The 12460-nt window shown below is 41.3% G+C and carries 10 protein-coding genes and 1 tRNA gene; 8 read left to right on the top strand and 3 right to left on the bottom strand.

The features are described 5' to 3' along the window. From N3A72_11290 to N3A72_11255, 8 genes are all read left to right on the top strand, one after another. Positions 1 to 1022, top strand: a 1022-nt coding sequence (locus tag N3A72_11290; protein MCX7920165.1) for a 3-isopropylmalate dehydratase large subunit, incomplete at its 5' end; no start/stop codon positions are given. A 49-nt stretch (positions 1023 to 1071) separates the two neighbouring features. Then, positions 1072 to 1575, top strand: coding sequence for a 3-isopropylmalate dehydratase small subunit (leuD, locus tag N3A72_11285; GenBank protein MCX7920164.1), 504 nt, complete (start codon positions 1072 to 1074; stop codon positions 1573 to 1575). Between the two features lie 396 nt (positions 1576 to 1971). Next, positions 1972 to 3114: a hypothetical protein gene (locus N3A72_11280; GenBank protein ID MCX7920163.1), complete on the top strand. Its 1143-nt coding sequence runs from the start codon at positions 1972 to 1974 to the stop codon at positions 3112 to 3114. 53 nt (positions 3115 to 3167) lie between these two features. Continuing rightward, a complete protein-coding gene (locus N3A72_11275) occupies positions 3168 to 3632 on the top strand; it encodes a prepilin-type N-terminal cleavage/methylation domain-containing protein (protein MCX7920162.1) in 465 nt (154 codons plus the stop codon). A gap of 4 nt (positions 3633 to 3636) precedes the next feature. Further along, positions 3637 to 4194, top strand: coding sequence for a hypothetical protein (locus tag N3A72_11270; protein MCX7920161.1), 558 nt, complete (start codon positions 3637 to 3639; stop codon positions 4192 to 4194). A 371-nt stretch (positions 4195 to 4565) separates the two neighbouring features. Continuing rightward, on the top strand, positions 4566 to 5516 hold the full coding sequence (locus N3A72_11265; GenBank protein ID MCX7920160.1) for a GNAT family N-acetyltransferase: 951 nt from the start codon (positions 4566 to 4568) through the stop codon (positions 5514 to 5516). A gap of 99 nt (positions 5517 to 5615) precedes the next feature. Then, positions 5616 to 6806 carry an ABC transporter permease gene (locus N3A72_11260; GenBank protein MCX7920159.1) on the top strand — a complete coding sequence of 397 codons (1191 nt, stop codon included), beginning with the start codon at positions 5616 to 5618 and terminating at the stop codon, positions 6804 to 6806. 106 nt (positions 6807 to 6912) lie between these two features. After that, positions 6913 to 6988: transfer RNA gene (locus tag N3A72_11255), tRNA-Thr, on the top strand. Between the two features lie 118 nt (positions 6989 to 7106). Here N3A72_11255 and N3A72_11250 read toward each other — a convergent pair. The 3 genes from N3A72_11250 to N3A72_11240 all read right to left on the bottom strand — a co-directional run bounded on the left by N3A72_11250 (position 7107) and on the right by N3A72_11240 (position 12363). After that, positions 7107 to 7835 carry a glycosyltransferase family 2 protein gene (locus N3A72_11250; protein ID MCX7920158.1) on the bottom strand — a complete coding sequence of 243 codons (729 nt, stop codon included), beginning with the start codon at positions 7833 to 7835 and terminating at the stop codon, positions 7107 to 7109. A gap of 97 nt (positions 7836 to 7932) precedes the next feature. Next, complete coding sequence (locus tag N3A72_11245; protein ID MCX7920157.1) at positions 7933 to 10782, bottom strand: glycosyl hydrolase; 2850 nt, start codon at positions 10780 to 10782, stop codon at positions 7933 to 7935. Positions 10783 to 10941: 159 nt separating this feature from the next. Then, the gene (locus tag N3A72_11240) at positions 10942 to 12363 is read right to left on the bottom strand and encodes a B12-binding domain-containing radical SAM protein (GenBank protein ID MCX7920156.1); all 1422 of its coding nucleotides are present in this window, start codon (positions 12361 to 12363) and stop codon (positions 10942 to 10944) included. Positions 12364 to 12460 lie beyond the last annotated feature (97 nt).

Genomic DNA, 12460 nt, shown 5'->3' with positions numbered 1-12460 from the left:
TATTGCGTGAGTTTGCGCGCGAACAGCAATTAACCTACTATTTTGAAGTCGGCCAGGTGGGAATTGAACATGCGTTACTTCCAGAACAAGGGCTAGTGCTACCAGGAGATGCGATAATCGGTGCGGATTCGCATACCTGCACTTACGGAGCGCTTGGGGCATTTTCTACCGGAGTAGGCAGTACTGATTTAGCCGCTGCGATGATTACCGGTCAAGCGTGGTTCAAGGTTCCGGAATCGATAAAATTCATTTACTACGGGAAACTGCAGAAATGGGTTAGCGGAAAAGATTTAATTCTATATACAATCGGTGATATTGGCGTCGATGGCGCTTTATATAAATCGATGGAGTTTACCGGCGAAACGATACGGATGCTTTCGATGGATAGTCGATTAGCGATGTGTAATATGGCCATTGAAGCAGGGGGGAAAAATGGAATCATCGCTCCGGATGAAATTACCCTTGAATATGTCAAACCACGCGCGAAACGGAACTATACCGTTTATCAGAGCGACCCTGATGCTCACTATTGTTTGATTAAAGAATATGATGTAACCAAAATAGAACCACAGGTAGCGTTTCCGCATTTACCATCGAATACCAAACCGATTAGTCAGGTTGGCACTATCCTAATTGACCAATCGGTTATCGGTTCCTGCACTAACGGGCGAATGGAAGATTTACGGATTGCAGCGCAGATTCTTAAAGGAAAACGAGTCCATCCGTATGTGCGATGTATCATTTTTCCGGCGACGCAAGCGATTTATCGGCAAGCGATGAATGAAGGATTGCTTGAAATTTTTATTGATGCTGGCGCTGCGGTTAGCACGCCGACTTGTGGTCCTTGTTTAGGTGGACATATGGGCATTCTTGCGGAAGGTGAACGCGCTATTGCGACTACCAACCGGAATTTCGTCGGTAGAATGGGACATCCAAAAAGTGAAGTATATCTCTCCAATCCGGCAATCGCTGCAGCGAGCGCTATTCTCGGCCGGATAGGTTCCCCAGAGGAGGTTAAGTAAGTACCAAGTACCCAAACCCAAGTACTTAGTACCAAAATGGTTTATGAACATGAACAATAAACTGCAATTTAAAGGTAAAGCGTGGAAATATGGAGATAATGTAAATACCGATGAAATTATTCCGGCACGATACCTGAATACATCTGACCCGGATGAACTTGCCCAGCATTGTATGGAAGATATTGATGCCGAGTTTATTCACCGAGTTAAACCAGGAGATATTATTGTTGCTGGGGATAATTTCGGATGTGGCAGTTCGCGGGAACATGCGCCGGTTGCAATTAAAGCAGCGAAAATCTCTTGTATTATTGCGAAAAGCTTTGCACGAATATTCTATCGGAATGCGATTAATATCGGGTTACCAATACTGGAATGTCCGGACGCAGTTGCGGGAATTAATACCGGTGACGAAGTAGAAGTAGATTTATCTACCGGAACCATTACAAACCATACCTCGGGGAAAACCTACCAAGCAGCAAGTTTCCCACCATTTATGCAGTCGCTCATTGCAGCGGGCGGGTTAATGAACTATGTGAAACAGAAAATTACGTAGCCCCAATTTTAGAAATAAATTAATTTGCCATACATGATTGAAAAATTATGTATGGCTTTTTTTTATTGTGTGAAAAGGGAGCAATACCGGGGCAGAATGAGAATTGAACCGTTCAATTCTCATTCTGCTCCGCTCAAGATTGCAAATTGGATATATTTCAATTGTTTTGGTATCAATTTTGTACTCCGAATAAGCAAACTCGATGGATAAGCGTTGAGAATTTTAGAGTTAGCTGGAATAAACTATGGCATAAAATATGCTCAATGTAATAATTAAGCGAAAAATAGCTTGTAAAAAAGTTGACAATAGTTCGGATTTAAGCTAAACTTAACAAGATAGGTTAAGTCGCATGCTATTTGATTTTCCGTCTTGATAAATCTAAAAAGGAGGGAATTTATGTACAATATTACTAAATCCAACCGAACAGGTAGTGCGTTGGTTCTCGCCGTGATGATGTGTTTACTCATGCTCGTATTAGCGATGACATTAATCGGATTCGCTTATTTCACTTCGGAACAAGCATATTTTTATCACGATTACGCCCAAGCGTTATATACCGCAGAAGCTGGATTAAATCGGGTTATCGCTAGTGCCGATACTTCAAATAATATCTATCTAACCGGGTCACTGGATACCGCACAGTTCGCTAATTGCCGATATTATGCATATTATTCCCGGGGAACCGGAACGTATGCTATTGCCTCTTCGAGAGGGACAGTAACTCGACTTCGGTCAGTGCACCGAATCGTGTTAGTTCAAGTTATTCCTGGAGATAGTCCGTGGAACCATATGATCTGGGGTGGGGGGAATACTATTCCTGCTGGAAATGACCCGACCACTTATCCTCCTGGATATAATTCGACGACTAATGGACCGGTATATAATAAGCAATATATTCCGAGGTATACTCTTGATTCAACAGGGAAATGGACTCCATATTACCAAATTTCAACGACATCGCCAAATTGTTTCCTTTCTCGAACAACCACCATCGGTTCAACGGCAGGTTTAACGTATAGTTGGAGTGGAAATGTATGTACAATTAGAGGAACATTTACGGGCTTAATTTATGTCGAAGGTTCAATTATGGTTTCGGATGGATTGACCGTAAATGGAACGTTAATTTCTGTCGGCGGGAATATTACCATTGATAAAAGCAATATAACCATAAATCAAAATACCACCCGTATGAATTATGTCTCGTTAGCCTGTATTGATACCACAGCGACTGATAATTTTAGCACATGGACGACGAATCCGAATGCAGGACGTATTATCCAATCCACGGGAAACGCAACTTTAATCGTTCGCGGTGGCGCAGTATATTGTTCAGGTATCTATGCGAAAAATGGTCAGGGAACAGACATTGATGGCGTTATTGTATGTATGGGAGCTGATATCAACGGATTCCCTTCAGGGAGTTATCAGTTCGACCCGGATGTTCATTTGAATCCACCGTTAGGTTTTGATATGAGTAGGTTTACGAGTCGGAAACAGATAGCTTCAAAAAGCTGGCGAGAATTACCATATAGTATGTAAACACACTATCAAATATCTCTCTCAACGAAAAACCTTGGGGGTGTTAATTTATTATGAATTCAATTCAAAAACAACCATTATACGCTGGGTTTACTTTAGTTGAAGTATTAGTTGCAGCACTTATCTTGGTAATAGGTATTGTTGCGGTATATAGTGCGGTTCTCTGGGGAAAATATTATACGAAAAAGAATGAATATGTAGTTACTGCTGCCCATATCGGGAGAGATAAAATGGAGGTAATCAAAGCGTTCGGGATTTATAATGCTAATGATACTACCGCCTATACGGTATATAATCCTGCAACAGGAACCTATGCTGTGGATACGGTAATTCATCCACGACATCCTTCCAGCGCTGATACATCATTTGAAATCGAAACGATTCGCTCCGACGATACGACAACCGGGATTACCACCTTTACCTGCCATGTTTACTTATACGGACGCCCGACAACCGACCCGAAATTTAGAAATCCGATTTGTTCGTATCAGACGCAAATGAGTATAGGAGGAATATAACGCAATGCATAAATCCAACATCCAAAATCTACAATCCAAAAATACAGGAATGACACTACCGGAAGTAGCAATAGTTGCCGCAATTTTATTGGTTATTCTTATTCCAATCGTCGATTTATTTGCGAAATCGACGCAAATGCTCTATGTCGGCGAACAGGAAACTACCGCACAAAAAGAAATCTCGACCGCCATGTATAGAATTGGTCAGGATATCCAAAAAACCTTATATTTTGGCTCTATAAGTAGCACCTATTTCGTCTGCACCACGTATAGTGATAATGGATATGGATTATCAACCGTGCATTACTATAGAGCAACAGACAGTACAATACGCCGAGTCTCTCCTTTTACCGGAACGTTAAACTCTGGGGGTATCCCGATTGCAAAATATGTTACCGGTTTTAACTGTATCTATCGTTGTGATTATAATTATAATACCACGTTCAATAGTTCATCCGTTGCCGCCGTGTTTGTTCGAATTAGTGTAGCTATCCCGGGGAGCACATACTCCTACTTAACTGCAGAATCATCTTGGTGGTCTCGAAATATCCGAACGCTCTAGTGTAAATTCCTATACCCGCGTTCATAAAAATGACTTTTTCTAGGGATTTGATTCATTGAATCCATATACATAACTCTGGCGTAAAGTATCAATTTTTTACCTTAGCGCTAAGTCATTCTAAATTCCACACCTCCGTTCGTATCCGTTAGAATCATCGGTGAACTCTATCTATATCTTTGCAAACTCGCAAATTACGGTATAATATTAATCATTCATTTAATATAATAACACTATAACAAGATAAACCAACATATTGCTTTGCTCCGAGCCTCGATATACATCGAGATAAATTCAGCTCGGGTAATAAAATATAGTCATACTTTGGGTTTAACCCGATATCTATAAAAAATGCAAAAAAGGAGTTTTGGTTTATGGAATCCATATCAGTTGCACCATTTTGTTATAAAGATACTGAAAAATTAATCGCGTTATGGAATCGCTGCTTGCCGATAGACGGAATTACACTGGATATATTCGAACGGAAAATTCTGCTTGACCCCAACTTCGATATTGACGGATTGCAAGTCGCAAAAACCGAGTCAGGTCAATTAGTAGGATTTATGTATGGTGTAGTGTTCCGCGTTCCGCTCGAAGGAGCGGGAATGCTCGAAGACCTGGGATGGATTACCGCAGCTGGCGTTGACCCAGATTTCCGGCATCGGGGAATCGGCTTGAAATTATGGACTGCAGTTGAATCGTTTTTTAAAGCGCGGAACCGAAAAATTATTGCGATTGCTACCTATGCACCGAATTATTTCGTTCCGGGCATAGACATTCATGCGTATCCGGAAGCGGTGCAATTTTTCGAAAAAGTCGGATTTAAAATCACTGCACGACCGTTATCGATGGACGCGCATATCTGGCAGTTTACTATTCCAGAAAAAATTCTTGAAACGGAAAAGCGGTTACTCCAGGAAGGAATACGGATTCAGAAATATGAACGGAAATACCTTATCCCGTATCTTGAATTTATGCGAAAAGATATGCCCGGAAATTGGATTCGGATTGCGCGAGAAAATTTGACGCTATTAACCTACGGTCGATTTAAAGAAGAACAGATATTCCTCGCGATTAAAGGAGACGATGAAATTATCGGGTATTGTCAATATGAAGAAGAGCATTTCGGCCCGTTTGGGGTCAGTGATCGATACCAAGGGAAAGGAATCGGACAGGTGCTTTTAGCGCGAACGATTGAACAGATGCGCAATCGTGGTCACCATAACGCTTGGCTCCTATGGACTGACGATAAAGCATCGGTAGTCTATTCTAAAGTCGGATTTAAAGAATCCAGACGGTATGTGGTAATGAAAAAAGAATTATAACGATAACTTTTATAAACGGATGCTAACAGATACAAAGGGACTAAAATGCGTTAGTTATAACCGTCTGATTCCGCGTTAAATAGTTTGCATTTTGAAAATATGCAGTTAATCGAAAGTACCCGACTAGCTCTTGAAGGACTCACCGCAAATAAACTTCGCGCCTCATTAACGATGCTCGGAATTATTATTGGCGTCGCAGCAGTCGTATTACTTCTCGGTATCTCACTAACGGTTCGCAAAATGATTACCTCGCAGATTAAAGGCCTTGGCACAAATCTCTTTGTCGTTATGCCAGGTAACGTTGACCGAATGGGACCGGTTTCACCGGTTAATCGATTGAAATATCGCGATGCTGAAATGCTTGAATCCCGCAATAGTTATCATCTGAAAGTTGCGCCGGGAATTTTCAATGTTGCAATTGTCAAATATGGCAGTCGCGTTCGGAAAACGACGCTGGTTGTTGGCACCACCCCAGAATTTCAGGATTGCCGAGAATGGAAACCAGTCCGGGGCGAATTTTTTGGGAAAAGTCATCTCGATTCTGACCGCCGGGTATGTGTGCTTGGACAAGCGGTATGGAAAGACTTATTCAGCGGACTTGACCCGCTGGGAAAATCTATCTGGATTAAAGGGAGCAAATTCCGGGTTATCGGAATTATGGAAGAAAAAGGGTATATTTTCGACCAGAATCAGGATGATACTGTGTTCATCCCATTAACGGCAGCGCAGGATTTATTTGGGCTAACCAATATATCGTTTATTTATCTCACCACGCCGAAAACAGAAGATATACCAAAAGCTATGGATGAAGTTAAACGGCTACTTCGTCGTCGGCTTGATGAAGACGATTTCTCGGTTAAAAGTCAGGGTGAATTTTTAAGTATTCTCGAAAGTATAACCGCTATTCTAACCGCAATGCTCGCGAGTATCGGTGCGATTTCGCTATTAGTTGGCGGGATTGGAATTATGAACATTATGCTGGTTTCCGTCACGGAACGAACTCGAGAAATCGGAATACGGAAAGCGGTCGGTGCAAAACCTATTGATATCCTAAAACAGTTCTTAATTGAAGCGGTAGCGATTTCATTTACCGGTGGATTAGTTGGAATTGTATTCAGTTATACGGTAACCTATCTCATTGCAACTTTTGCTGATTTTCATATCGAAATACCTTTAACCGCAATACTTATTGGGGTGGTTTTTTCTGTTATCGTCGGCATTTTTTTCGGTGTATATCCGGCACGAAAAGCAGCGTTACTCGATCCGATAGTTGCGTTACGCTACGAATAACATTATGCGCAGCTATTCAGCGCATATTCTCCAATCTAGACACCTAATAAAAATTATGATATTCTATTTTATGTAATAAATGGTGCCGTTCTTTTTTTAGGATAATGCTGATGTAGCTCAGTCGGTAGAGCAGCGGTTTCGTAAACCGCAGGTCGTCGGTTCGAATCCGACCGTCAGCTCCATTCCATAATACTACCTACCTATTGTTTATTTTCATTAAAAAGTTAGGACAAGATTACATCATCCGTCAGAATGTACTGACTAAACACAAAAATTCTGAATTTGGAGTTTGGAGTTGAGTTATCTGCGGTTTTTCCAAAGAAGTTTGAGTGTAGCGAAAACAGTTTTCGGAATATTAATTTTACTCGGGCTATCTTTAAGGTCATAGCGCAGTATAAACGGTACTTCCGAAATTTTCGTAGTCAATCGGCTTAGTTTAATTAGGAGTTCGTCGGTACAAGCGAACCCTTTCGCTTCGATGAGCGCATCGCCATATTCAGCAAACCCTTGTTTAATTAACCTTGCGCGATACGCCCGATATCCGCAGGTATAATCTTTAACCGATTTTATCGGAAGATAAAATCGAAAAACATATCGCGCGCCCCAACTACAAATCCGACGTAGCACGGGAACCCCAATCTGGTTACTGCCCGGCTGATAACGAGATGCTATAACGATATCCGCTCCGGCGGTAATTTGTTCAATTAATCGCGGGATAACATTCGGGTCGTGGGTATTATCCGCATCAAGGTTGACGATAATATCATCATCTTGCGCGTGAGTTATCGCTGCTTTGAATGCAGTTTTAATTGCTTCTCCTAACCCGCGATTCTCAGGATGGGTTACTATCTCGAGCGGTAATTGCGACTGATAGTGTTCCGCAATATATTGCGTTCTATCCCGACTTCCGTCATTAACCAAAATAATCCGATATTCACCTGGTTCAGCTTCAATTAGTCTGATAAATTTATCGAACAATTTCGGTAAACTTTTTTCTTCGTTATATGCCGGTAAACAAATATAAATCATGACAACGCAGATTACACAGATTACTATAAACAAAATTACATTTTACACCGATTTACCGTGTCCATCTGGGTTAATCTGTGGTTATACAGATTAGATTTTATTGATAAATTACTAGTTTCCCGCCTTTGATTCCAAAGGGAACGAAATGATATTTATCCGTCCAGTTGTTCCAATCGCGAAAACTACCGGGACCTACGAACAATAATTCCCCCTGTTGATGATGATGCGGCCCTAATAAATTCCGTAACGAATTAACCAACTTCAATTCAATCCGTTGGTTTCCCCGCTTGTTCAGATACTTGGTTACGTCAACTGTATATGGCGACCAATACCAGGTAGTAACCTTTTCCTGATTAACCCATACCTCGCAAACCGTTGCATCGATTCTATCGAATTCTAGGTATATTTGCTGTTTCGGTTTGATATCAAGTTTAATTTCTTGCGCCACGACAATCGACCCGGCATAAAATGGGTATCCTTGTTTCACCCAATCCCCGGAACGGAGAAACGAATGTTCATCTACCAATTTGAACGAGTTATCAACAGTCGATTGAACTGCAAAATCGCCAATGAGATAACAGCTTTCTATTTCCGTTTCTTTATCTACGTTACCAGCTAACTCAATCGTATTATTCCCAAACTTGATGAACGCGCTGATATCGATTTTCTTAAAACTGATATCATACCAGAAGTCTTTCAACTGAAATTGAGATACCTTTTGGCTATTAACTGTTATATGATATTTTTCCGGTGTCTCTACTACCAGCCATACTCGTTGACCCGATGTTAGCTGGAATCCGACTTCGAAATTATATCGGATCTTAAACGCAGTCCCGATACTCTGTTGCCGTATTAACTCGTAAACTTTTATCACTGGCATTCGTGCACTCCAACGTTTCGAGTTGAGTTGATATCGACAGTAATCCAGAGTAAGCGCATTTTCAGTCTGCCGAATGTATCTCCATTTCGAAGCTAAGGCAATGTTACGGATAATTTTTGAAGGTAATGACTGTTTGAGTCGAATCCGGCTGAAGTTGCCTGATTCTGGATTACACCGGAGTAGATATGACCCGGCGGGAATAAATGGTAACCGAATTCGCGTTTGTTTGTTGGTTTGCATTGTGCATAAAGGAGTAATTTCACCGGTAGAGGCGTCCCATAATTCCCAAGAACCAGTTTGTGCGATTTGAACTTCTGCTTCATATGCTCGCTCGTGATTGGTGTTCGCAAAAAAGTAGAAGTCCGTTTTGCCGATTTTCCGATGATGATACCAGATTTCCGGAATATTTTTTCCTTGCAAGTCGAATATAGTAATCTCTTTTTCAATGAATTGCGATAATATTTTATCTATGGTATCGCACTCGAGTGAACCAGGTACCGACCGGACTAGAATCCGATTAATCGCTGTATCTTTTTTACCGTCAACCAAGCTCGGATATGGCGGTATTTTAACCACTTTCCCATTCGCTGCAAGGAATTGGTTTAATAAGTCAACGGTACTTTCCTGCCAGGTTAAACTTGGTGGCATAATTACCACTTGATATTTTTGTTTTCCAACACAGAATCGGTTCCCATCAATCTTTCCATATTTTGCAAGAATCGTTTCATCGCCATAATCAAAATCCCAATGGGCAGCTAATAAATTCTGACTTAACGTTATAAAAGCCGTGTTATAAGTTTCGACTGCCTTTTTATCCAATGGTGTATATACACTCCACGCACTGCCAATCGGATGTAAAACCAGAACGGAATTAACCCGTTCCCCTTGCGAAAGAACATAACTCAATCGTGCGAAATAATCCTGAATGAACCGGTTATACTTCCACCACGGTTGCTGATAATATAGGTTTGGTGGATAATCCCGTTTCCTTCTTCCTTTCATTGAATATAGGCATAAATGCTCATTTATAAAATTTATCCCATGGATAAAATGCCAATCCGCAATCCATTTTCGGTCTAAAAAACTCATGTTCTGCCCACTACATCCAAACATCTCGGATAAAACCCGTTTAATCCCAAGTTGGCTCGCTACGGAACCAACCTGTTTTGCCGTCATGATATCGTTGATATTTCGTCCTAAATGGTCTATACCCGGCTGCTGCATATATTCGTAATGCGGCATCGCTGAACCTATCCACTTCGTCTGTATCATCAGGTTATCTTCACATAGCATATGTCCAGTAGATTGGAGACCGTGTTGCTCGCACCAATCATAAATCTGTTTGGTATATGCTTCAACAAACAAACTGGCAACTGTTTTCCAATAATCGAACCGAACCTGATAATAGTTTCCTTTATTTAAGAATAACGATATCACATGCGGCTGAAGGTCATACCCATTTTTCGTTTTGAAATAGTGCCGAAATCCAGTTGTCCAAGGAACACTTGGTATTGAAAAATTATCAAGATGGTAATTTGGTTCATCGGTGAAAATGCCGGGAATAGTTTTCCCGAACTCGGCGCCGCAAACTCGGGCATATGCTTCGTGCGTGCTATGGATAAACGCAGCGATTGCTTTCGGATTCAAAGTATCTACATAACAGGTATGGTTAAACCACGGATTGTTCATCGGCATTGTTACTATTTTAAATCGTTTGGTTTTAGCGTTGTATTCGAGCGCTTTCATCCGATAACTCTTCGATAGCTTTGGAACAATTCCGCCAGCAAACCCGCTTGGCCATCGGTCTTCATCATATAACCAGGCGAACATCTTATTCTTTTTCGCAGCTTTAACCGCAGCGCGAATACAAGCCATCCATTCTTTCGAAAGATATGGTGTAATCAATCCGCTACGCGCATGCATAAAAAATCCACCGAGTCCCTGCTGTTTCATTTCGTTAATTTGCCGAACTAATTCCTGCGGTTCAAGTTTATCATTCCAAGACCAGAACGGTGCACTTCGATATTCTACAGGGGGAAAACGGAATTGACGTTTATTCAAGTTCATAAGAGTCTTTAATAGATTTAAATAAGGCTAGCTAAAGTTATATAACCTTCAACTAATGTTGGTTAGAAAATCTATGTTCTACGAGACGTTAGTCGTCGGTTTCTGAACTTTAGTTCTTCCGATATTAGATTGTAAACTGTGTGTATAGTTAGATAGCTCTCAATTTTTCAGTAGATTTAGTGTTCGACGATACGCAAAACGAAGATAGTTTAACATAATTCGAGGACTACCTGCAGTAAAAAGAGTGCGGAAAATATAATGCGGACGGAGATACAATTGCCAGAGTGCTGATTTTCGATATTTCTCTAACTGTTTCGGTGAAAGCGAATAAGACCGAACCGCTGGGGTAGCGTAACTCGCTTGACTCGCATCGGATACCACGAAAAGATTTTCTTCCTGGACAAGGGCATACAGCTCGGTTCCCGGCAGCGGATAAACAATATTGAAATCGAAAAAATCGGTATCAAGTTCTTTCGCTAACCGAATCGTTTCTCGAATCGTTGTTTCAGTTTCCCAAGGGAGTCCGAAAACATAGAACGCGTGCGTCTTTAATTTCGCTTGTTTCGTTAGGCTAATTGCCGTTCGAATTTTATCTAGCGTAATCCCTTTTTTCATTTTATTAAGGAGTTCCTGCGACCCGCTTTCTATCCCATATCCAACCACCCAACATCCCGCTTTTTTCATCCATTGTAGCATCTCTAAATCAACGGTATCAACTCGGGAATTTGCACCCCAGCGAATATCTAAGTTCATAGCAACTAATTTCCGGCATAAATCAATCACCCAATTTTTATCCCAGGTGAATGTATCCGCATTGAACAGGAAATTTTTAATTCCGAATTGGGTTACGCATTCTTCAACTTCAGCGACAACATTTTCTGGACTCCGCATCCGAACTTTATATCCGGCAACGAGCGGCGCTGAACAGAAGATACATCGAGCGGGACACCCTCGACTGGTTTGAATAACGGTTATCGGTTCATCATTTTCCGGACTGCGATACAACCGATTATCGAGTAGATGTCGTGCCGGAAACGGCAGTATGTCTAAATTAGCTAGTAACGGTCGGTCAGGATTTCGAATAATCTCATTTTTTTCGCTACGAAATGTTATTCCCGAGACAGTACGTAAATCAGATGCGGTGACTAGTTCAGCGATAGTCAATTCTGCTTCTCCGCGGAGAAGAATATCAACGTGGGGAAAATCGTTCAATACTCGCTCGTCGTAAAAGCTGAAATATTCACTGCGAGCAACAGTGATTATCTCCGGATCAACGGACTTAGCGATCGTTGCGGATTGTAAATCGGTTACCATTGTCGGCGTCGTTGCATTAATCACCAGCATCTGCGGTTGGAATTGATGGAGATGAGCCCGAAAAATATCCCAATCGCTACCGGTAACCGGATAATCTTGAATCTGACAGATAACCCCCTGCTGTTCGAGTATCGCCGCTAAATAAGCGAGTTCAATCGGTGGAAAGATAACCGCAACGGTCTGGTCTTCAACTTTTGACTGACAACGATCATCCCGACGGTATAAGCCGGATGGCGGATTGATGAGTAATGCTCGTTCAATTTTCATATATGTAACCACGTACGCCCATTAACAACACTACGTAATTAAAATTATCTATTTCATACGTTTATATTTTCGTGTTTGCGGGGTTGTTATGTATAAT

It is taken from the genome of bacterium (assembly GCA_026416715.1).
Lineage (GTDB): Bacteria > UBP4 > UBA4092 > JAOAEQ01 > JAOAEQ01 > JAOAEQ01.
The sequence above is the reverse complement of the archived record's forward strand: the minus strand, read 5'-3'. Positions and strand labels throughout refer to the sequence as shown.